Consider the following 21,654-nt stretch of genomic DNA (forward strand, 5'->3'; position numbering starts at 1 on the left):
AGTTTTTGTGGCTTTGTCTGCGCGCCGGTCGTCTTGTTGTGGCCGTGTTGGATACGATATTTCGTAAGCGGCACTTTATGCCGTAACCCCGCGATGTGCGGCGGTCGGGGGAAAGCCGGCCGCGGCGAAGGTGGTTTATCCGCTTCCGCTGCGCCGAATTTGTGTTAATTTTGCCGCCTCGTTTGGTTAACACAGGAGCCTGCCGCATGAGCCAAGACCCCGAAATCGCTGCGGTGAAGCAGTATTTACTGGATTTGCAAGACCGGATTTGCGCCGCGCTGGCCGCGGCAGAACCGGCAGCGCGTTTCGCCGAAGACGCTTGGCAGCGCGAGGAGGGCGGCGGCGGCCGCAGCCGGGTGTTGGCCAACGGCGAGGTATTCGAGCAGGGCGGCGTCAATTTCTCGCACGTGTTCGGCGCCAGCCTGCCGCCGTCGGCAACGGCGAAGCGGCCGGAACTGGCCAACCGCCAGTTCGAAGCGATGGGTGTATCGCTGGTGATCCATCCGCGCAACCCGTACGTGCCGACTTCCCATGCCAACGTGCGTTTTTTCATCGCCAAAAAAGACGGCGAACCTTCGATCTGGTGGTTTGGCGGCGGCTTCGATTTGACGCCGTTTTACCCGTTTCTGGAGGACGTCGAGCATTGGCACCGCACCGCCCGCGCCGCCTGCCAACCGTTCGGCGATGAGGTTTACCCCAAATACAAAAAATGGTGCGACGAGTATTTCTTCTTGAAGCACCGTAACGAAACCCGCGGCGTCGGCGGCCTGTTCTTCGACGATTTGAACGAACCCGATTTCGATCAGGCCTTCGCCTTCATGCAAAGCGTCGGCGATCATTACATCCCGGCCTATTTGCCTATCGTGCAAAAACGGCGGAATACGCCTTATGGTGAGCGGGAGCGCGATTTTCAGTTGTATCGCCGCGGCCGCTACGTCGAATTCAATCTGGTTTACGACCGCGGTACCTTATTCGGTTTGCAAACCGGCGGCCGCACCGAATCGATCCTGATGTCGCTGCCGCCGCTGGCGCGCTGGCAATATAATTGGCAGCCCGAAGCGGGCAGCCCGGAAGCCGAGTTATACGAAAAGTATTTAAAACCGCAGAATTGGTTGGGAAATTAACGCCGCAGCGGCCGATCAGCGTTAAATTGATCTCGGCCGATAAACTGGTATTCTTCGTGGCGGCAATGTTTCGAATTCGTCTCTAATAACGCTTGAAAACGGAAAAATCTGGTATGCAAACATTAACTAAAACAATAACAAAAACTGCGGCGATGATTGTTTTCGGCGCATTACTGCCGCTTGGCCACGCTGCCTGGGCGGAGTCGGACATGAAATTGCAGGAAAAAGCGCTGAAGGCGCGGGAAATGCAGAACATGGACCACTCCAAACACGCCGAAATGGAGGAAGCCAATCAGACCGGCGGCTTCCGCGGCGTGTTTTACGGCTATCTGCCTTGCGAGCAGGAGGGTTGCGACGGTTTCAAGATGACCTTGTCGTTGAAGCAAAGGAACAATTACCTGCTGGTGACCCAGTACGCCAAAGCCTCCTCGCGCGAGTATTACGACAAGGGCAAATACAGTTGGGATGACGCCAGTCGCATATTGACGCTGGTTTCCAATAAAAACGACGAGAAACGCCTGTTTGCAATTAAGGACGAAGGTACCTTGGTTCATTTGAACAAAGACGGCCAGCCGATAGCCGGAGACCAGGACGATTACACCTTGAGCCGCAGCGACAAAGCCAAATCCCGCGAGGTGCATATCCATTAGCAGGCATTCGGTTTAGCGGCGCCGGTGCCCTCGTTGAGCCGCCGGCCGCCTGCTAAATCGGCGACAGCATCTATAATTCCGGGTTGGCAAATCTTGTTTCGATCTAATCGCTGAGCCTGAGCCGGAATTGTAGCCAAGGTAGGCAGTACCAAGGATTGTATGCTCGACCTTTTCATAGCATGCGCGCGGCCGCCACGCCCGACCCGATGGCGCCGCGCGCTGGGTTTCAGAATCGCCGTACTCGGGCTGGTGCCGGCGCTGGCCGACTCGGCAGCGCTGCCGGACTCGGCTCCGGTGTCCAGCGAATTTTATTCGCTGCAACTCTACGGCATCGGCTTCGAAGCCGGCGGCCAGCGGGCCGGAGTCTATATCTACGACCATACCTTCGATGCCCAAGCCTTCGGCTTTTTGAGCATCGTCAACGCCAACACTTCGCAAACCATTTTTTCCCGGACTTACGGCGATTACGGAACGTTCACGACCGCCGGCACGTTTTCCGAAAACTTCTTGTTGCCGTACGCCACGCCGCTCAATATCAGCATCAACGGCCGGGAATTCAGCAACATGTCGATCCTGATCGGCGGCCAAGTGGTCGCTGCCGGCGGCAGTTTCAATGGCCAATTCCCCAGCTACGCCACGACGCTGACGATAGAAGATCCTAGCCCGCAGGCCAATAACGACAGTTACGTGACGACCAAGGAACTGCCGGTGGCAATTAATCCGCTGGCAAACGATATCAACGCGACGCAACTGGTCAGTATCGGCAGTCCGGCCCACGGCACTGTCGGCAACAGCCGTGGCGGGCTGGTTTATACGCCGGCGCCCGGCTTCACCGGTACCGACAGCTTCAGTTACACCGTCAGCAATAGCAGTAACGTGCAAGCCAGCGCCAGTGTGACCGTGATCGTGGCCGACGGCAGTTTGAGCGACGCCGGTCCGGACCCGGAAGACAAATCGCTGATCGAGGTGGTGGAAAGTATGGTTGCCAACGGCACGGCCTCGCCGGCGTTGTTGGAGCGGGCCGAAGGCATCGCTCTGCTGTTGAATCAAGCGGATGGCCTGGAAAAAGTCGGTCAGGCTTTGCAGAGTCTGGCTCCGGAGGAAGCCGTCTCGCAAGCCTTTAGCGGCAGCCGCTTGGCGCGGATCCAAGTCAATAACATCAATCAGCGTTTGATCGAATTGCGCGGCGGCGCGACCGGCATCAGCCTGAAGGGCTTGTCGCTGAAACTGGACGGGCAGAGCGTGCCGACTGCGGCTTTGGCCAGTCTGGCACCATATCGGGCCGGGGGCGGCGCAGCCGGCGACGGCGAGTTATTCGAGCGGTTGGGTTTGTTTGTCAACGGTCAGTTCGAAACCGGAGAACGCAGCGAGACCCGGCTCGACCCCGGCTACCGTTCCAAAACCTACGGCGTCAGCGCCGGCGCCGATTATTGGCTGACCCGCAAACTGCTGCTCGGCATCTCCGCCGGTTACGGTTACACCGATTCCAAACTCAGCGCCAACGCCAGCCAATTGGATATCGAGGCTTACACCGTGTCGGGTTTTGGTTCGTATTCGATTAACGAACGCATGTTCGTCGATTTCATCGCCAACGGCACCTTTAACGCCTACAAAAACGTCCGCAACATCGCTTACGTCGACGCCTTCGGCCCGGTCAACGAGCAGGCCTCAGCCAAGGTTCAAGGTGCGCAACAGCGTTACAGTTCGACGCTGGGTTACGACTATCCCTGGGGCGGCTGGACCTTCGGTTTGCGTGGCCGCGGCGAGTACAGCGAGCAGTCGATAGACCGGTACCGGGAGCAAGGTGCGGTCGGCTTGAATCTGGCCATCGGCGCGCAACGGATCGTGTCGGTGACCAGCGGGCTGGGCTTCATCGTCAATTATGCCGCCAGTACACCGTTCGGCGTATTTACGCCGCAAGTCAATCTGGAATGGGAACACGAATACCAAAAAGACCCGCGGCGGATTCTGGCCAGTTTCGTCGAGGACCGTTCCGGCAATACCTTTTCGGTGCGTACCGGCGCGCCGGACCGCGATTATCTGAATCTGCGCAGTTCGCTGGCCGCGACCTTGCCCAACGGCGGCGCGGCCTTTATCCAATACGAGACCGTGCTCGGCTTACAAAACGAAAGCCGGCATACCTTTAATGCCGGGGTGCGGTTTTCGTTTTGATCGTGAGTTGTTACCGAGCCGGTTGCCGGGCTTCACAGCGGCCGCGGCCCGGTGCCGCAGCATTTCTTGGTTTTTTTGCCGGAGCCGCACGGGCAAGGATCGTTGCGTCCGACTTTTACCGCACTGCGTTGCGCCTCGCGCAATTCGGCGCGGCCGCCGACATAAAGCCAGCGGCCGTGTTCGCGGCGGAACTGCGACCGCTCGGCGTGCAGCATCTCCCGATTGTCTTGGCGGAAGCGGGCGACAAATTCCACCTCGGCGGCGTCGCCGCGTTCGCTGCCGCCGACGATTTGCAAGCCAGTCCATTGGCATTCGTCGGCCATCCGGGCGATATCGGCCCGGCCGAATTTGGCGCCGATCTCCGCGCTCTGGGTCCGCTCGATGTAATCCAATTGCCGCGTCGCGAACGCGCTATAGCGCGAGCGCATCAGCGCTTCGGCCGTCGCTGCCGGTGCGCCGGCGATGATCGGGCCGCAGCAGGCCTGGTAATCCAGGCCGGAACAGCAGGGGCATAAATTCAGCCGGTGTTCGATAGTCATGTTTTGTTGTTTGAATTGAGTTGGCCGCAGGCGGCTAACACATCATCGCCTTTGGTGCCTCTGATCAGGGTCGGGATTTTAAAAGTATCTAAAACGGCTTTGAAGTTTTCGATCGTGTCCCAATCCGGACAGGTATAACGAGACCCCGGAAACGGATTGAATGGAATTAAATTGATGTAGGCGCTTTTGCCGGCCAGCATCGTGCCCAGTTTTTTGGCATCGTCCGCAGCGTCGTTGAAGTCCTTTATCAGAATATATTCGTAAGTAATAAACTGCTTCTTTTGCAAAGGGATTTCATCGATATACGCCAGCACTTCTTCGAGCGGGTATTTTTTGTTGAGCGGAATCAGTTCATTCCGCTTCTCGGTAAAAGGCGAATGCAGCGATAGTGCCAGATTGACGCCGGGAATTTCCTCGCGCCATCTTTTCAGTCCGGGAATATAACCGGCCGTTGAAACGGTAATTTTTTGAATGCCAATCGATGTGCCGTGTTGCGATAAGAAAATTTCGCAAGCCTTTTTAACGGCATCGAAATTATGTAACGGCTCGCCTTGCCCCATAAACACGATATTTAAAATGCGCTGTTCGCCGGGCCGATGGCTGGCTAACCAATGCCAAGCCTGAAGAAACTGGCCAATAATCTCGCTGGTCGTCAAGTTGCGTTTCAGCCCTTGCTCGCCAGTAAAACAAAACGAACAATTCATCGCACAACCGACCTGCGACGACAGGCAAATCGAATATTTGTTATTAAACGGGATAAGCACCGTTTCGACTTTATGATTGTCTTTAAGCTTAAATAGAAATTTTACGGTTCTATCTTTCTCCGATTGGTAAACCGTATCGATTTCGGGCAGCGAAAAGTCAAAATTTTGCTGAAAAAAATTCGACGAATGTGTTGATAGTTTTTGTTGGCATGGCGCGGTTTCCTTTTTCTTGTAATGCCAATTAAAAAGAACGGACGCGACCGACGGATTTAAGTCATTTTGACTTACAACCGCTTCTAAATCGGAATAATTCAGATCGTAGAAAGAGGGTTTCAAAAATTCTCTCCGGATAATAGGAATCTGGCCGCTGCCAATTCCGTCGAACGATGGGATTGGCGCGGCCCGCTCAATAGCTCATTCGGCCAATAACGCCGCGATCGCGGCTTTGGCGTTGGATTGGGCAACAGCCTGGGCAAGCTGAGCATCGGTTAGTGTGTGCTTGATGGCCTGGGTGCCTTGCCAATCGAAGGCCTGGTACTCTTTTTGGGCGAAGGTGGCAATCTGGCATTTTTTCCAGGGCGAATTTTCGAACGGCATTTTGGCATCCGCCGTCAAAGGCTCCATGTCTTCGGAGCTGGGCGCATAGATCAGAAACTCGCCTTTCATCGCCAGCACCGCACGGTATTGCCGGGCCGTGGTTAGGTATAAGCAACCGACTTCAATCTCTGCGGGATTCAACCAAAGGCTTTTGTTTTTCTTCTGTTTTTTCATGCGTGATACGGAGGGAGGAGATGTTACTGGTGTTTTTCAAAAAAAGAGCCTTAATTGCTCGGGCATCGGCAATCGTGAATAGTAACGTCAAAATCGTGCGCTTTGCTAAGCCTTTCCAATTCGGGCGGGTTTGGCGGCGATTAGAGGCCAACCGGAGTAAGTTCGGTCGGGGTGTGCGTTTTTAAAGATCGTTGCCTGCGCCGTTGCGGCTTTAACCGCGCGCCGGGCCATCCAGCGACAAGCGCAGGCCGCGAAAACGCTTGCGGTATTGGGCCGGCGTCAGTTTGACCTGGCGTTGGAATAGCCGGTTGAAGAAACCGGCGTCTTCGTAGCCAACGTCGCGAGCAATCGTTTCCACCGGCAGATCGCCGGCTTCCAGCAGTTGTTTGGCCTCCTCCAAGCGTAACGTGTGCACGTATTCCAGCGGCGACAGGCCGGTGGCGGCTTTGAAGCGCCGGTTCAGGCTGCGTTCGCTGAGGCCGCTCAGCTTGGCCATGGCCGCAACCGGCGCCGGGCTGCGGTAATGCTCGGCAATCCAGACCTGGCAGCGGGCGATGAGCGCGTCCTCGACCTGGCGCGTTTGTGCCAATCGCGCATAAGGTTGTTGGCCGATCTGGTGCCAGTCGATCAGATTCAGCTTGGCGACCTGCATTGCCGCTTCCACCGACACCAACCGGGCGATTAGAAACAAGGCCAGATCCAGCCAGGAAGTGCCGCCGCCGGCCATAATCAGGCGCTGGCCGTCGCCGGAGCAAACCAGCGAACGCTGGCCGTGCACGTTGACCTTGGGAAAACGCTGTCGCAACGTCGCGCAGTAGGCCCAGTGGGTGGTGGCGTCGTGACCGTCGAGCAGGCCGGCCTCGGCCAGCAGCATCGCGCCGGAGCAGGATGCGGCCAACGTCGCACCGGCGCGGTAGCGCTCGATCAGCCAAGCGATTTCCCGGTCGAACAGACCGGCCATCGGTGCGCTGGGCGGAATGTTGACTTCCGGCACGCAGACCACCGCGACCGGCGGACAATCGGCTAGCGAGTAATCGACCGGTACCGGGATGCCGTTGCAGACCGTCAACGGGCCCGCTTCCGCGGCCACCAGCAGCGGCCGGATCGCCTGCGGGCCGGGGCTGCCGCCGACGATCAGCGGCCAGTCCCGGCCCACCGACAACAACAAGTCGTATAAACCGAAGATCACCGAGGCGCTGGAAGCCGGAAACATCAAGATCGCCACCGGAATCGGCGCGTTGGCCGATTCGGACTGTTTTGCGCCGATTTGCCGCTGGTCCGGCCCGTCAGCCTGGGCTAAGGTATTGCCTCTGTCGGAATCCATTTCGTGTGATGCCATGCCTACTCCTCTCGAATTATTGCTCGACCCGATGTCGTTAACCGTGTTTGCGCTGTATGCGCTGCTGATCGCCTGGGAAGCCTTGCGGCCGGCGAGGCCATTGCCGACGGTACCCGGTTGGCGCCGGCGCGGCATCGCCGCGTTTTTTTGTTACTGGCTATTATCGTCGTATCTGCCGCTGCTGTGGAACGGCTACCTGCTGCGCTACCGATGCCTGGACTTGACTGGTCTGGGTGACGCTTACGGCGCATTGGTCGGGCTGTTGCTCTACGAATTCTGCGTCTATCTCTGGCATCGGGCTATGCATACATCTGAAAATCTGTGGCGCAGCTTTCACCAGTGGCACCACAGTGCCGAACGGCTGGATTGCTTCGGCGCCTTCTGGTTTAGCCCGTTGGACATGCTGGGTTGGACGCTGCTGTCCAGTCTGGCCTTGACGCTGTTGATCGGCGTTACGCCGCAAGCGGCGGCCTGGGTGCTTTATGCGACAACGTTCTGCAGCGTGTTTCAGCACGCCAACGTCAAGACGCCGCACTGGCTGGGTTATTTTTTGCAACGGCCGGAAAGCCATTCCGTACACCATCAGGCGGGCGTGCATGCCGGCAATTACTCCGACCTGCCTTTGTTCGACCTGTTATTCGGCACGTTCCGCAATCCGCAGGAATTTGCCGGGCAAACCGGGTTTTACCGCGGTGCGTCGAACCGGCTATGGGACATGCTGTTGATGCGCGACGTGACCCGGCCGCCGGCTGCTGCGGTCGCGGTCGGCACTAACCGGCGGCGGAGATCGATATGAACGGCTGGCGATTTGCTCTGGCGACGTTGGCGATGTCGCCTTTCGCCCCGGTTTGGAACGGCTTGGTGCACGTGTTGCGGTTAGCCGACGCCGAGACTGAACTGCAACTGCTGATGTGTCCGGCCAATCCGAAGCAATCGGCCGACCACGGCGCGTTTTTCGGCTTGCTGGTCGACTTGAACCAGTTTCTGTTGTACCCGATTCCGGGGACGTTGGTATTGGCCTGGTTCGGTTGCGGCGTTGTTGGGTTCTGCGGTTACGGCCTGTTGGCATATCGGCTGTATCGGCCGCGTGCGGCGGCAAAAACGCAGGCAATATAAATTCAGCCCAACCGCACTTGGCGTATTGAACGATTCATAAGAGGGGAATATGAGCACTGTAGAGCAACATTATGCCAACCATTTGGCGCCGATCTACCTGTGGATGGCCGGCGGTGCCGAGAGCGCATTGCAAGCCGGCCGGGATGACCTTGCCGCACTGGATTTAACGCTGGCGCCGGGCTGCACAGTCGCCGATCTCGGCGCCGGTTTCGGCATGCACGCGATTCCGCTGGCCGAACGCGGTTACCGGGTCACGGCTGTGGATCGTTCCGAATTGTTGCTCGGCAGCCTCGAAGTCCTGCGCGGCGATTTGGCAATCGAAACGGTGCATGCCGACTTGCTGGAATTTCGCACCTACCTGCCGGACCCGGTTGCGGCGATTTTCTGCATGGGCGACACGCTGACCCATTTGCCGGATTTCGCAGCGCTGGAAACCCTGATCGCGCGGGTAGCTGCGGCATTGCTTCCCGGCGGCACTTTTGTCGCCACCTTCCGCGATTACACGACGGAGTTGGTCGGCGACCGCCGCTTCATCCCGGTCCGGGCCGACGCTGATCGGATTCTGACCTGCTTTCTGGAATACCAGCCCGATACGGTATTGGTGCACGATATCCTGCACGAACGCGAACTGGGCGTTTGGCGGACCCGCGTCAGCCATTACCCCAAATTGCGGTTGTCCGGCGCCGTTTTGGCCGACGTCTGCGCCGCCAACGGTTTGGCGGCCGGCCTCGATTCGGGCCCGCGCGGCATGGTCAGCTTGGTGGCGCGGCGTCGTTGAAGCGCGGGCCGGCAGCGCATCGGTTTCCGGCCGGCGAGCGTAATGTGCGCCAATGGCGGGCCAGGGTTCCCGGAGGACGGGATTAGCGCTAGTGGTCGGGAATGGTGTGCCCGGAACGCCGGCCGGCGTTCCGGGCCGCGACCGCAAACCCCGGTCTTTGCCGCCGGCTACGGTCTGTGGGATTGGTAGATGCTTCGGTTTATTTCAAGATTTCGGCGGCGGCCGCTTTCAGTTTGGCGGTGTCGGCCTGCATCGGTTTCATCATGTCGTTTTTGGAGGCTTTGGCGCCGGCCACCAACTCGTCGACGGTTTTGAATTTGCTTTTCAAAGCGTCGACGCCAGGGGCCACCGAACCGTTGTGGCAACCTTTGCAGGTATCGGCATCTCCGGCGGACGCCAAAGCTGGCAGTAACGCTACGGCAATAGCTGCGGTGAAGGTTAGTAGGGTTTTTTTCATTCTCGGTCTCCTCGGTTTTGTAGTAATTATTGACTCAGAGATAGCGCCGCGCGGTTTTCCAGATTTTTCGATTGCGCGAACGTTAAACGCAACCGGTTTTTATCCGCTTGCGAAAAATTTTCTACCACAGCGCCAAAGCCAATGCAAATTTCGTCGCCGAGAGGGCGGCGATTCAAACCGAGGCGTTTGAACGATGCAACGCTACCCGCAACCGGCTGAAAAGTCGGTTCGCGGACCGGCAGCGCGATATTTCGCTACGAAAACTATCGAATTCGCCCCAGGCGATATGTGCGTGCCTGCAACAGTTCCCCGCGGCGCGCTATCTGTTTCAGCCCTGCAGTCGAAAGACATATATCTAATAAGAATGCGATAGGCCCCCGCCAGCAGTCGCTTGAGTCCACCGCGTTTAACCGTTTCAATGTCGCTTGTTGCTGATGCCGCGGGAGTCGCTCCAATCTTTTCACGCATTCTTGATGGGCATGGCGCGACCTGATAATGCAATGAAACCAACGCAACTGTTAACGCAAACGTACGCTATTTGAAGCTATGGCTGAAGATCAGCGCGACCGATACCAGCAGAAACATCGCAGCCAGTCCGGCCAGGTAAATTTTAGGCGGTTTGGCGCTGCAATTGGTTGCCAGAGCGGCGAACGACAGCAGGGTCGTTGGGTAAGCCAACAGGTCCCAGATGCCGAACGCTTCGCGGCCGGCGTCGGCCGCCGCCGCGGAATAATAGGTAAAGCAGCCGATCCCGGGTATCGCTGCAATCAACGCGACGATTACCAGCATGCGTATCGTTCGTTCCATTCGAAACTCCTCTGTATTTGCCAAGGTTAACCGAAATTGCTGTGAAGCGGGGTATTGCTCGCCGCGGCGTCAACACTGGCCTCGGCTGGACTGGTCGCACCTGTTTTACGACCGCTACGCCGCAAGTGGAATTCGGTTGCGGTTTTGCTGCCGGACAACTTCTAACCCCGTTTCCTGGCGAATCGGATTACAATAGCCGCCATTTATTCTCAACTCAGGGTGCGGGTAGTTCCCGCCCGAATCGGCAGGAGCTATTTTGGCTGACAGAATTATTCGTATTGCCACCCGGCAAAGTCCGCTGGCTTTGTGGCAGGCCGAGCACGTTGCGGAGCGCTTGCGCCGGGCTTTTCCGGGCTTGCAAACCGAGCTGGTGAAAATGGTGACCCGCGGCGACAAAATCCTGGATGCGCCGTTGGCCAAGGTGGGCGGTAAAGGCTTGTTCGTCAAGGAGCTGGAGCAGGGCATGTTGGAAGGCACCGCGGATATTGCCGTGCATTCCATGAAGGACGTGCCGGTCGAATTTCCGGATGGCTTGCATTTGGCGGTGGTGCTGGACCGCGAAGATCCAACCGATGCCTTCGTCTCCAACCGTTACCGCTCTCTGGCCGAGTTGCCGGCGGATGCCCGGATCGGCACCTCCAGTTTGCGCCGCCAATGCCAAATTAAGGAAAAATTCCCGAATGCTGAAATTTTGAGCCTGCGCGGCAATGTCAATACCCGCCTTGCCAAGCTTGACGCCGGCGAATACGACGCGATTATTCTGGCTTCGGCCGGCCTAAAGCGGTTGGGCTTGGCGGAACGCATCACCGCCCGGCTGCTGCCTGAGGAATCCTTGCCGGCCATGGGCCAGGGTGCCATCGGCATCGAATGCCGGATCGACGACGCCGAGATTCACGGCTATTTAAAAGTGTTGCACGACGAAGCGACCAGTATCCGGGTCGGAGCGGAGCGGGCCATGAACGCCAGGCTGAACGGCGGTTGCCAGGTGCCGATCGCCGGCTATGCGGAAATTCGCGGCCAGCGCCTGTTTATGCGCGGCTTGGTCGGCAGTCCGGATGGGGCGGTTTTGTACCGCGCCGAGGCCGAAAGCGATTTGGACCAAGCCGAAGCGTTGGGGCGCAGCGTCGCCGACCAATTGCTGGCGCAAGGGGCCGACAAAATTCTGCGCGAGCTTTACCAGTGATAGCCGGGTTGAACGGCGCGCGAATATTGGTGACCCGGCCTGCGGCCCAGGCCGAAAATTTGTGCGGATTGATCGAACGCTGCGGTGGAGTGCCGGTAAGGTTTCCGACATTGGAGATCGCGGCCCGGCAACCGGAGGCGCAAGCCGTGCAAGACGCCGAAACCGGCGATTGGCTGATTTTTACCAGTAGCAATGCTGTGGATTTTGCTATACCGGCGTTCGGTGGCAAAATGCCGGGCTGGCGCGGCGCCAGGATTGCGGCGGTCGGCGCGGCGACCGCGGACGCGTTGCGGCGCGCCGGATGCGCGGTCGATTGCGTGCCGGCCGGCGAATTCAGCAGCGAAGGTTTGCTGGCCGAGCCGGCCTTGCAGCAAGTCGCCGGCCTGCGCTGCACCATCGTGCGCGGTGTCGGCGGCCGGGAAAAACTGGCGGACGGTTTGCGCGCCCGCGGCGCGGCGGTGGCTTATCTGGAAGTATACAGCCGGAACCGGCCGGCTGCGGATATCGGCGGATTGCGCGCCGACTTGCATGCGCAGCGCTTGGCCGCAGTAACGGCGACTAGCGTCGAGGCGCTACAAAACTTAGTGGCAATACTGGACGGCGAGGCAATCGAGCGATTGCGGCAAATTGGATTGGTGGTTGCCAGCGAGCGTATCGGCCAAAACGCGGAACAGCTCGGATTCAAACGGATTGCAGTAAGCCCGCAACCGACGGATGCAGCGATTTTAGAGACCTTGACGACGTTATTGAACGGGGAAAACAGTGGCGGAAGTAATTGAAGAACAACAAGAAGCTCCAGCTCAGGTGGTAGTAGTTAAGAAGTCGCACGCCGGTCTGTGGATAGGCATACTTTCCATCGCGTTGGTTGTGGTCACTGCGGCTGCGGGTTTTTATTATCTGCAGCAATTGCGCGCCAGCCAAGATACCGAAAATAATCAGGACAATCTGAAAATCATCGAACTGGACAAGGAATTGAACGGCTTGCGCGAGCAGTTGGCCGGAGTTCAATCGCAGATCGCCAACGTCAATGCCGAAATGACCGGCAAGGACAACCACTTCAACCAAACTTTGGCCGAGTTCTCCAAGTTGCACGAGGAGCGTTTGGCAACCGCCCGCAAGGAATTAGAGAATTCGATTCTGCTGGTACAGCGCCAATTGGGCAAAACCCGCGGCGACTGGCTATTGGCCGATGCCGAATATTTGTTGACTGTTGCGAACCAGCGCTTGCAGTTGGTCGGCGACGTCAATACCACACGCCAGGCGCTCGAAGCCGCCGACCAGCGTCTACGGGAAAGCGGCGATGCTGCGGTATTCAAGGTCAGGGAACAAATCGCCAAGGAATTGTCGTTGTTGAATAGCGCCATCGTGCCGGATATCGTCGGGCTCTATGCCCAAATCCAGCAACTTCAGGATTCGGTGGAAAATTTGGCGGTATTCCTGCCGCACGCCGGCAAAGCCTTGGAAAAGCCGGAGACGCCCAATAACGATTTATCGGAACACGGCCATGAAATACTGCAGCAGGTTGCCAAACAGTTGGAAGGCTATGTGGTGCTGCGCCATACCGACCAGCCGGTCAATGCGGTGTTGACGCCGGAGGAAGCGCATTTCATCAAGCAACAATTGAAAGTCCGCTTGGAAATGATTCAGATCGCGCTGGTACAACAAAACGATGCGTTGTTTTCCAGTAGCATCGCCGATGCCAAACAGTGGTTGAAGAAAAACTTCTCCGAAAACCAGCAGACCGACGCTTTTGCCGCCGAGCTGGATAAACTGGCCGGCGTCCAGATTCGCAGCCAGTATCCGGATGTCAGCGCTTCGCTGAAGCTGTTGAAGGATATTAGCAAGCTGCGCATAGAAACCGACAAGGCCGTATTCAACAATTCGCCTGCGCCGGCCGAAGCCGCAACGGCCGGCCAGTAACCCGCGGTGGCGCCATGAAAAATCTAGTCTATTTCCTCGGCTCCCTGCTTTGCGCGGTCGCCGCAGCCTATGCGCTGCATAGTTGGTTGGCAGAGCATAACGATCCCGGCTACGTCTTGATCGGTTTCGGCCATTGGTCGCTGGAAACGTCGCTGACAGTCTTTGCCGTGGCGTCGGTGATCGGTTTTTTCGGGTTGTACAGCTTATTTCGCTTGCTGGGCGTATTGCTGAGGCTGCCGGGACAGATCTCGCGGCGGCGGCGTAACATCAAATTCAACCGGTCTCAGGAAGCGCTGATCGCCGGTTTGTTCGATGCCGCCGACGGCAATTGGGAGCGGGCGGAGAAAGTTCTGGTAAAACACGCCGCCAACAGCGGCGCGCCGCTGCTGCATTATCTGACTGCGGCGCGGGCGGCGCAGTCGCGCGGCGCGCTGGACAAACGCGACGAATACCTGCAAAAGGCCGCGGCGCAATCGTCCGACACCAACATTACCGTCGGCTTGACCCAGGCGGAATTGCACCTTTCCGGGCAGCAGTTCGAGCAGGCGCTGGAGACTTTGGGTAAATTGCATTCGATCAACCCCGGCCATGCCCGGGTGTTGAAAATGATGCACCAGGCTTACCAGCATTTGGGCGATTGGGAAGGGCTGAGCAAATTGCTGCCGTCTTTGCAGCAGCATAAAGTGCTGATGGAAGCCGAAGTCAAGTTGCTGGAAACCGAAACCTTCAGCCGGCTGCTGAAACAAGCGGCGGAGCGCAACGAGGCCGACGCGATCCAAGCCTGCTGGGAAACCGTTCCCGATCACATCAAAACCGTACCGGGTATCGCCAACATTTATTTCGCGGCGATGATAGCTGCCGGCGCCGGTGCAACCGTCGAGTCGGCGATGTTGAAACAGCTAGGCCGGCATTGGGACGACACCTTGCTGGTATTGCTGGCTAGCATCGAAACAGCCGATCCGGTCAAGCATTTGCAATCGATAGAACAGTGGCTGGCGGTGCATCCGACCAATGCTGTGTTGCTGCGAGTATTGGGCAGGCTGGCGTTAAAAGTCCAGCAAATGGAAAAGTCCGAGCAATATTTGTTGAAGAGCCTGAATATCGAACCGTCGGTCGCCGCTTACCAATTGCTCGGCGAAGTGCAGTTCAGCCGCGGCGAAAAAGACCAGGCCTGCGAGAGCTTCAAGCGCGGCTTGCTGCTGGCTTCGGATGAGGTGGTCGGCAATATCGAAGCCGTTACCGGTTAGCTTTCGGCCAAGCTCGGGCCGGGCCTGTGGCGGGCGCTTAGAAAACTTCCGGTTCGGTTCCGACCCGGCCGACGGCCGGATCCAAGTTGCGGTAAGCCACCAATTTGTTTCTGCCGCCGGCTTTGGCCTGGTAGAGCGCCTTATCCGCCCTGTCCAATAAATGAATCGGCAGCGTCAGGTGGTCGATATGGGTCAGGCCGATACTGACCGTGACCGGGCCGGAGATCGGGAACCGATGGCGTTCGATGGCTGCGCGAAACCGCTCGAAGGTAGCCTCGGCATCGGCCTGATTGACCAGATTCAATATCACGACAAATTCCTCGCCGCCGAAGCGGAATAAAAAGTCGTTGTATCGAAAATGTTTTTCCATCGCCTGGCTAAACACCAGCAACACCTCGTCGCCGTACAAATGGCCGTAAGTGTCGTTAATCCGCTTGAAATTGTCGATATCCAGCATGGCGATCCAGGAGCTCTTCTCCTGGCAACGGTCCTGAATCGGGTGCATCCGGAAATATTCGCAGACCTGCAGCATGCGGGCGTCGAACGACTGCCGATTCGGCAGTTTGGTTAGCGGGTCGCGCTCCTTGCTGTCGTGCAACGCCACCAGATTGCGGTAGAGCGCGATCATGTCGGCGAGCAAGGCCAAGGCCGCGGCATCGAACTCGCCCTTCAGCAACAAGGCCCGATCCGGTCCGCCCAGCTCGCGTACCGGGGCGACGATTCGGGTGAACAGTCCTGCCGCATTCGGTTTGCTGGGTTTCAGGTCGGCGCTGCTGTTGAACTCATTGAGCAGATCAATTTCTTCTTCCTGCGGCTGTTCGGTGAAGTCCAGCGGGAAACGCCGCACCAGTTGCTCGCTGGTGCATCGGGCTTCGCCGGTTTTCAGGTTGCGTTCGCCGTAAACTTCGTAAGCCACGGCCTTGCTTATCCAGGGCAATTCTTCCAGTAAATGCAAAAAGCGATAGGTCAGGCCTTGGTAGTCGGGTTGTTCGCTTAATGAGATCGCCCAATTCGAGATGTGCCGGTAGTCGGGATGCGCGTTCAATGCAGTGGGCCGTTGGTCAGCAGGGTTAAAGGTACAGCTATATTCTGCTTTAATCGCCAACAGTTTCGAAACATTTTTTTTCGGCGCCGGTGGCTAATGGCCGCTAGGCCGGGACTGGGGGAGGCGACGACCTGGAAGGTTAGTCGGAGCCGGCGTAAAACTATAGGCAGCGGATCGCCATGCAGGAGATGTCGTCGTGGGCGTCGCCGGTTGCCAGATGCCGCTCCAGCGCCGCTTTGACGGCATCGATGCGCCGGCCGGTCGGGTTGGCGGACAGCGCCGCGATCACGCCGTGTGGGCCGAAACGGGCGTGCTCGGCATTTTGGGCGTCGGTCAGGCCGTCGGAGTAAACAAACAGCTCGCAAGCCGCTTGCCATTGCCAGAGTTCGCAGCGGTCGTCGAATTCCGCGTCGGGCAGAATGCCGGCGAAGGTGTGGCGGGATTGGAAGGCGTGCATCACCTCGCCGGCGGCATTCAGCGCCATGGCGGCCGGCAAGCCGCCATTCCAGATCTCTATCGATTTGCGCGCGCTGTCTATCATGCCGATGGCTAGCGCCACGAAGCGGTCCGGCGGCATTTGCGTATACAGCAAGCGGTTTATTTCCCTAACGATGATGGCAATTGCCAGGCCTTTTCGGGTCATGGCCTGAAACGCCTGGTTGACGATGACGGTCGGAATCGCCGCCGCCAGCCCGTGGCCGGTCGAATCGGCCAGCATGAAATAAATTTGCTGTTGGCTGATGCGCCGGGCGCTAATCAGATCGCCGCTGAAGCGGTGGGCCGGTTTCAACCAGAATTGCAGATGGTCGTCTTTCAGGTCGTTTTGCCGGATCAAACGGGCGAAAATGTTTTGCAGGAACAATTGCTCGGTTTCGTTCCGGTCGCGGTAAATTTTCAATTGCGCGGTGTCGGCGGCGATGACCTGCTGCATGTCCAAAAAACGCTGCACCGAATTCAGCTTGGCCTGCAAAATGGCCTGGTTAAACGGCTTCGGTAAATAATCGTCGGCCCCGGCTTCCAGGCCGGCGACGATGTCTTCGGTTTCGCTCAAGGCGCTGACGACAAAGATTGGCGTCCATTTGTCGCGGCCTATCGCGCGGATGGCTTTGATCGCCTGTAGGCCGTCCATGGCCGGCATCATGATGTCCATCAACACCAGATCGGGATCGGTGGCGGCGAACAGGGCGACGGCTTCGCCGCCGTTGGCGGCCAGAACGACTTGATGTCGCATCCGGGTCAATAATTTATCGAGCAGCGCTCTGTTTTCCGGCAAATCGTCGGCGACCAATATTTTCATTAGGAATCGTACCGTTATTGGCTGTGCCGGCAGTCTACCTTAACTAAACAGCGAATCCCACATCGCATCGACTTTTTCGATCACATCCCGCCGCATCACGATCGGCCTGCCCCATTCCCGCATTGTCTCGCCCGGCCACTTGTTGGTGGCGTCGAAGCCCACTTTGGAGCCCAAACCCGACACCGGCGAGGCGAAGTCCAGGTAATCGATAGGCGTGTTCTCCAGTATCGTCAGGTCGCGGGCCGGGTCCATGCGGGTGGTGATGGCCCAAATCACGTCCTGCCAGTTGCGCACATCGACATCATCGTCGACCACGATGACGAACTTGGTGTACATGAACTGGCGCAAATACGACCAGGTGCCAAGCATCACTCGTTTGGCGTGGCCGGCGTATTGCTTCTTCATGCTGATAACCGCCATCCGGTAAGAGCAGCCTTCCGGCGGCAAGTAGAAATCGACGATTTCCGGAAACTGCTTTTGCAGAATAGGCACGAACACTTCGTTCAACGCCACGCCCAGAATCGCCGGCTCGTCCGGCGGCCGGCCGGTATATGTACTGTGGTAAATCGGTACTTGGCGCTGGGTGATGCGCTCGATGGTGAACACCGGGAATTCGTCGACTTCGTTGTAATAACCGGTGTGGTCGCCATAGGGGCCTTCCGGCGCGGTTTCGCCGGGATAGATAAAGCCTTCCAGCACGATCTCGGCGCTGGCCGGCACTTGCAAATCGTTGCTCAGGCATTTGGCGACTTCGGTCTTGCTGCCGCGCAGCAGGCCGGCGAAGGCGTACTCCGACAACGGGTCGGGCACTGGCGTCACCGCCGCCAGAATCGTGGCCGGATCGGCGCCCAAGGCTACCGCGACCGGAAACGGCTGGCCCGGCCGTTGCTGCTGCCATTCCCGAAAATCCAACGCGCCGCCGCGATGCGCCAGCCAACGCATGATGACTTTGTTTTTGCCTATCACCTGTTGCCGGTAAATACCCAGATTTTGCCGCTCTTTGTTGGGGCCGCGGGTAATCACCAGCGGCCAGGTAATCAGTGGCGCCGCATCTTCCGGCCAGCAGGTCTGAATCGGGTAATCGGCCAAGTCGACCTCGTCGCCTATCCTGATCACTTCCTGGCAGGGCGGGTTGTTGACCAGTTTCGGCGCCATGTTCAGCACTTGCTTGAACACCGGCAGTTTATCCAGCGCATCTTTCATGCCCTTGGGCGGTTCCGGCTCTTTCAGGTAAGCCAGCAACTCGCCGATACCGCGCAGTTCGGAAATGTCTTTGGCGCCCATGCCCATCGCCACCCGTTTGGTGGTGCCGAACAAATTGCCTAGCACGGCGATATTCGAGCCTTTCGGGTTCTCGAACAGCAGTGCCGGACCGCCTTGTTTCAACACCCGGTCGCAAATCACCGTCATTTCCAGAACCGGATCGATTTCCCGGCGGATACGTTTCAATTCGCCTTGCTTTTCCAGTTGCTGGATGAAGTCGCGCAGATCTCTATATTTCATGCTAAATCGGAATGGTTGGTTACGGATAGGGGCAGCATTAAAACGCAGGCCTTTGTCGCGCTCGCGGCCGGTTACGGCGGCCTTAAGGGCCGGTGCGGTTTTCCCGACTTTGGATTCGAGTGCCGAATAGGTAATCGAACCAGGGCCAGGTCACGCACCAGTTGCCGTTGCCGGCTCGCAAATGGTGTTGGTAATGCCAGGGTAGATGCCGCTTGGCCCATTCCGGATCGAGATGGGCGCGGCGGTGTTTGTAATAGTACAAGGCCAGCGCCGCATACAGGGCCATTACGAAGAATGGCAGATAAAACAGCAACGGCAGATGTAGCGTGACGATGCCGGCCAACACCGCCAGTTCTTTGCTTTGCGCGTTCCAGGCCCATTTCAAACTGCGGTAGCCCGGATCGAGCATGCCGTGTTCCGCGCAAACCCGATGGTGTTCGTACCAGTGGTAGGCCCAGATACTGCCGGGATTTTTGCCGAGGCCGTGCAGCAGGTATTTGTGCATCAGCCATTCGCCGAGATTGGCGTAGAGCAGGGCGCAGGCGATTTGCAAAGCGGCGGCGGCCATCGGCGCGAGGCGGTCAAATCACCGGCACGATCAGCACGAACAGAAACGCGACGACGGTCCACAGCACGATTTTGGTCCGCAACGGCGTCTTGCGCCAAACTGCGGCCAATTCCCGTTTCAGCGCTTGTTTCCGGTCCGTCGCCGCGCGGATGCGTTTCACCGCGCCCGTCAGCGTATCGCGCTCCAGGCGTTGTTGTTCCTCGAACAACAATTCGTCCAACTGCGAATAAAACACGTCGCAGTGCGGGCATTTGAATTCCTCGCCGATACGGACCTGGCCGCACTGGGGGCAATTTTTCATGGCTACTCCTGGTCTTGGCAAATCAGGCGGTCCGGCAACGCCGCCGAACAGCCGTTACGCCGCTAGGCGGCGATGCCGTTATGGCGCAATAACGCGTCGATGTTCGGTTCGCGGCCGCGGAAGTTTTTGAACAAGGTCATCGCATCGGCGCTGCCGCCCTGCTCCAGAATGTTGTGCAGGAAGGACTCGCCGGTGGCCCGGTCGAAGATGCCGTTTTCCTCGAACAGCGAGAAGGCATCGGCCGATAATACTTCTGCCCATTTATAGCTGTAATACCCCGCGGCGTAACCACCGGCGAAGATATGGGAAAAGCTGTGGGCGAAGCGGTTGAATTCGGGCGGCTTGACCACCGCGACCTGGTCGCGCACCTGTTGCAGGGTCGAATAAATCCGGCCGCCTTTGCTCGGGTCGTAATGCTGGTGGATTTTGAAATCGAACAGGCTGAATTCCAGTTGCCGTACCATCATCATGCCGGCCTGGAAGTTTTTCGCGGCCAGCATTTTGGCATACAACGTGTCCGGTAGCGGCGCGTCGGTCTGATAGTGGCCGGAGATCAAGCTCAGCGCTTCCCGGTCCCAACACCAGTTTTCCAGAAACTGGCTGGGCAGTTCGACCGCGTCCCATTCGACGCCGTTAATGCCCGACACGCCGAGGTGGTCGATTTGGGTCAGCATGTGGTGCAGGCCGTGGCCGAATTCGTGGAACAGGGTTTCCACTTCGTCGTGGGTTAGCAATGCCGGGTCGTTGCCGGCAGGCGGCGTGAAATTGCAGGTCAGGTAGGCCACCGGGGTTTGCAGGCCTTCCGCGGTTTTCTTGCGGCAGACGCAATCGTCCATCCAGGCGCCGCCGCGTTTCTTGGCGCGGGCATACAGGTCCAGATAAAAGCGGCCGCGCAATTGGCCGTCCCGGTCCAGAATTTGGTAAAAGCGGACGTCCGGGTGCCAAGTGTCGAAGTCTTTGATTTCCGAGATTTGCAGGCCGAACAGCTTTTCGACGATGGCAAACAGGCCGGGTACCACTTTGCTGTCCGGGAAATAGGCTTTAACCTCCTCTTGCGACAACTGGTAGTAATGCTGGCGCATTTTTTCCGAGTAATAGCCGATGTCCCAGGCTTGCAAATCTTGCAGGCCGTGTTCCTTCGCGGCGTATTCTTTCAGTTCGGTCAGGTCGCGGCGGGCCTGACGCCAGGATTTGTCGGCCAGATCTTCCAGGAATTGGACGACGTCGTCGGTGGACTTGGCCATTTTGGTCGCCAGCGAATATTCGGCGTAATTGCCGAAGCCTAGCAATTGGGCTTTTTCGTGGCGTAGGGCCAGGATTTGTTCCATGATTTCCGAATTGTCCCAACGTCCGGCGTGCGGCCCCCGGTCGGAGGCGCGGGTACAAAAGGCTTCGTAATGTTCGCGGCGCAAGTCGCGGTTATCGGCGTAGGTCATGATCGCCAGATAGGACGGGAATTGCAGATTGATCAGCCAGCCGTCCTTGCCCTCGGCTTCGGCCGCCTGCTTGGCTTGCGCTAAGGCCGATTCCGGCAGGCCGGCCAGATCGTCGGCGTGGGTGATTTGTTTGTGCCAGGCGTTGGTGGCGTCGAGCAGGTTTTCCTCGAACTGGCTGGCGAGTTTGGACAATTGCTGGCTGATTTCCTTGAAACGGGCTTGCTTATCCGTCGGCAGGTCGACGCCGGATAAATGAAAATCTCGCAGCGCGTTGTCGACGATTTTTTGCTGGGCCCGGTCCAGCTCGGCGAATTCGGCACTGTCGCGGATGGCTTTGTAGGCTTGTTGCAGAGCTTTATTTTGGCCGACTTCGGTCGAATATTCGCTGAGCTTGCCTAGGCAAGCGTTATAGGCGTCGCGCATCGCTTCGCTATTGACCACTGAATTCATGTGGCTGACCGGCGACCAGGCTTTGTTCAGGCGGTCTTCGGCCGCTTCGATCGGTTCGATCAGGTTTTGCCAGGAGTAAGGCCCGCCGCCGGCGAGTTGGGTTTCGATCGTGGCTCGCGCCTCGGCCAGCAAGCGGTCGATGGCCGGTTCCACGTGTTCCGGCAGGATTTTGGAAAATTGCGGCAATTCGGTCTGTTCGAGTAAAGGATTGGTCATGTCGGTGCCAGTCGGGTAAAAAATGGATAAC

At 58.0% G+C, this 21,654-nt stretch carries 22 protein-coding genes; 10 read left to right on the forward strand and 12 right to left on the reverse strand.

Annotated elements, in window-relative coordinates; translation table 11 throughout:
- Positions 1-206: 206 nt before the first annotated feature.
- From hemF to MKFW12EY_RS02315, 3 genes are all read left to right on the forward strand, one after another.
- Positions 207-1,124, forward strand: a complete 918-nt coding sequence (gene hemF, locus MKFW12EY_RS02305) for an oxygen-dependent coproporphyrinogen oxidase (protein WP_221053940.1) — start codon at positions 207-209, stop codon at positions 1,122-1,124.
- A 209-nt stretch (positions 1,125-1,333) separates the two neighbouring features.
- Positions 1,334-1,774 (forward strand): copper resistance protein NlpE, encoded by a 441-nt coding sequence (locus MKFW12EY_RS02310; RefSeq protein WP_306306196.1) that lies wholly within the window; start codon positions 1,334-1,336, stop codon positions 1,772-1,774.
- A 159-nt stretch (positions 1,775-1,933) separates the two neighbouring features.
- The gene (locus MKFW12EY_RS02315; RefSeq protein ID WP_221053941.1) at positions 1,934-3,946 is read left to right on the forward strand and encodes an autotransporter family protein; all 2,013 of its coding nucleotides are present in this window, start codon (positions 1,934-1,936) and stop codon (positions 3,944-3,946) included.
- A 32-nt stretch (positions 3,947-3,978) separates the two neighbouring features.
- On the opposite strand, the gene MKFW12EY_RS02320 is transcribed toward MKFW12EY_RS02315, so the two are convergent.
- From MKFW12EY_RS02320 to MKFW12EY_RS02335, 4 genes are all read right to left on the reverse strand, one after another.
- Positions 3,979-4,485 (reverse strand): YchJ family protein, encoded by a 507-nt coding sequence (locus MKFW12EY_RS02320; protein ID WP_245006415.1) that lies wholly within the window; start codon positions 4,483-4,485, stop codon positions 3,979-3,981.
- Positions 4,482-5,525 (reverse strand): dual-specificity RNA methyltransferase RlmN, encoded by a 1,044-nt coding sequence (rlmN, locus tag MKFW12EY_RS02325; protein ID WP_054763318.1) that lies wholly within the window; start codon positions 5,523-5,525, stop codon positions 4,482-4,484. The genes MKFW12EY_RS02320 and rlmN overlap by 4 nt, the downstream gene beginning before the upstream one ends.
- A 78-nt stretch (positions 5,526-5,603) precedes the next feature.
- A complete protein-coding gene (locus MKFW12EY_RS02330; RefSeq protein ID WP_221053942.1) occupies positions 5,604-5,960 on the reverse strand; it encodes a hypothetical protein in 357 nt (118 codons plus the stop codon).
- Between the two features lie 211 nt (positions 5,961-6,171).
- Positions 6,172-7,299 carry a GlxA family transcriptional regulator gene (locus tag MKFW12EY_RS02335; RefSeq protein ID WP_221053943.1) on the reverse strand — a complete coding sequence of 376 codons (1,128 nt, stop codon included), beginning with the start codon at positions 7,297-7,299 and terminating at the stop codon, positions 6,172-6,174.
- On the opposite strand from MKFW12EY_RS02335, the gene MKFW12EY_RS02340 reads away from it, so the two are divergent.
- From MKFW12EY_RS02340 to MKFW12EY_RS02350, 3 genes are read left to right on the forward strand one after another with little or no spacing between them, the layout of a single operon-like run.
- On the forward strand, positions 7,298-8,095 hold the full coding sequence (locus MKFW12EY_RS02340; RefSeq protein ID WP_221053944.1) for a sterol desaturase family protein: 798 nt from the start codon (positions 7,298-7,300) through the stop codon (positions 8,093-8,095). The genes MKFW12EY_RS02335 and MKFW12EY_RS02340 overlap by 2 nt on opposite strands.
- Entirely contained in the window at positions 8,092-8,415 is a 324-nt protein-coding gene (locus MKFW12EY_RS02345) for a hypothetical protein (RefSeq protein ID WP_054763792.1), read from the forward strand. Before MKFW12EY_RS02340 ends, MKFW12EY_RS02345 begins: the two co-directional genes overlap by 4 nt.
- A gap of 49 nt (positions 8,416-8,464) precedes the next feature.
- Positions 8,465-9,193: a class I SAM-dependent methyltransferase gene (locus tag MKFW12EY_RS02350; protein ID WP_221053945.1), complete on the forward strand. Its 729-nt coding sequence runs from the start codon at positions 8,465-8,467 to the stop codon at positions 9,191-9,193.
- A gap of 199 nt (positions 9,194-9,392) precedes the next feature.
- Here MKFW12EY_RS02350 and MKFW12EY_RS02355 read toward each other — a convergent pair whose 3' ends face one another.
- Both MKFW12EY_RS02355 and MKFW12EY_RS02360 read right to left on the reverse strand, forming a co-directional pair.
- Entirely contained in the window at positions 9,393-9,650 is a 258-nt protein-coding gene (locus MKFW12EY_RS02355; protein WP_054763767.1) for a hypothetical protein, read from the reverse strand.
- Positions 9,651-10,184: 534 nt separating this feature from the next.
- On the reverse strand, positions 10,185-10,457 hold the full coding sequence (locus MKFW12EY_RS02360) for a hypothetical protein (RefSeq protein WP_054763768.1): 273 nt from the start codon (positions 10,455-10,457) through the stop codon (positions 10,185-10,187).
- Positions 10,458-10,713: 256 nt separating this feature from the next.
- On the opposite strand from MKFW12EY_RS02360, the gene hemC reads away from it, so the two are divergent.
- Genes hemC through MKFW12EY_RS02380 form a run of 4 tightly spaced genes read left to right on the forward strand, consistent with a single transcriptional unit; the run spans position 10,714 to position 14,807 of the window.
- Positions 10,714-11,640, forward strand: coding sequence for a hydroxymethylbilane synthase (gene hemC / locus MKFW12EY_RS02365; protein ID WP_054763769.1), 927 nt, complete (start codon positions 10,714-10,716; stop codon positions 11,638-11,640).
- Positions 11,641-11,669: 29 nt separating this feature from the next.
- Complete coding sequence (locus MKFW12EY_RS02370; protein ID WP_245006416.1) at positions 11,670-12,419, forward strand: uroporphyrinogen-III synthase; 750 nt, start codon at positions 11,670-11,672, stop codon at positions 12,417-12,419.
- Positions 12,403-13,560 carry a uroporphyrinogen-III C-methyltransferase gene (locus tag MKFW12EY_RS02375; RefSeq protein ID WP_064020358.1) on the forward strand — a complete coding sequence of 386 codons (1,158 nt, stop codon included), beginning with the start codon at positions 12,403-12,405 and terminating at the stop codon, positions 13,558-13,560. The genes MKFW12EY_RS02370 and MKFW12EY_RS02375 overlap by 17 nt, the downstream gene beginning before the upstream one ends.
- A gap of 14 nt (positions 13,561-13,574) precedes the next feature.
- On the forward strand, positions 13,575-14,807 hold the full coding sequence (locus tag MKFW12EY_RS02380; protein ID WP_221053947.1) for a heme biosynthesis HemY N-terminal domain-containing protein: 1,233 nt from the start codon (positions 13,575-13,577) through the stop codon (positions 14,805-14,807).
- Positions 14,808-14,844: 37 nt separating this feature from the next.
- Here the strand turns inward: MKFW12EY_RS02380 and MKFW12EY_RS02385 are convergent, their stop codons facing one another.
- The 6 genes from MKFW12EY_RS02385 to prlC all read right to left on the reverse strand — a co-directional run bounded on the left by MKFW12EY_RS02385 (position 14,845) and on the right by prlC (position 21,623).
- The gene (locus tag MKFW12EY_RS02385) at positions 14,845-15,912 is read right to left on the reverse strand and encodes a GGDEF domain-containing protein (RefSeq protein ID WP_245006417.1); all 1,068 of its coding nucleotides are present in this window, start codon (positions 15,910-15,912) and stop codon (positions 14,845-14,847) included.
- A gap of 100 nt (positions 15,913-16,012) precedes the next feature.
- The gene (locus MKFW12EY_RS02390; RefSeq protein WP_221053948.1) at positions 16,013-17,149 is read right to left on the reverse strand and encodes a PP2C family protein-serine/threonine phosphatase; all 1,137 of its coding nucleotides are present in this window, start codon (positions 17,147-17,149) and stop codon (positions 16,013-16,015) included.
- A 39-nt stretch (positions 17,150-17,188) separates the two neighbouring features.
- Positions 17,189-18,652 carry a 4-hydroxy-3-polyprenylbenzoate decarboxylase gene (ubiD, locus tag MKFW12EY_RS02395; RefSeq protein WP_221053949.1) on the reverse strand — a complete coding sequence of 488 codons (1,464 nt, stop codon included), beginning with the start codon at positions 18,650-18,652 and terminating at the stop codon, positions 17,189-17,191.
- An 82-nt stretch (positions 18,653-18,734) separates the two neighbouring features.
- The gene (locus MKFW12EY_RS02400) at positions 18,735-19,220 is read right to left on the reverse strand and encodes a hypothetical protein (RefSeq protein WP_221053950.1); all 486 of its coding nucleotides are present in this window, start codon (positions 19,218-19,220) and stop codon (positions 18,735-18,737) included.
- A 13-nt stretch (positions 19,221-19,233) separates the two neighbouring features.
- Complete coding sequence (locus MKFW12EY_RS02405) at positions 19,234-19,521, reverse strand: hypothetical protein (RefSeq protein ID WP_054763076.1); 288 nt, start codon at positions 19,519-19,521, stop codon at positions 19,234-19,236.
- A gap of 62 nt (positions 19,522-19,583) precedes the next feature.
- A complete protein-coding gene (gene prlC, locus MKFW12EY_RS02410; RefSeq protein WP_054763077.1) occupies positions 19,584-21,623 on the reverse strand; it encodes an oligopeptidase A in 2,040 nt (679 codons plus the stop codon).
- Positions 21,624-21,654: the final 31 nt, after the last annotated feature.

The sequence above is a fragment of the Methylomonas koyamae genome (assembly GCF_019669905.1).
GTDB lineage: Bacteria > Pseudomonadota > Gammaproteobacteria > Methylococcales > Methylomonadaceae > Methylomonas > Methylomonas koyamae.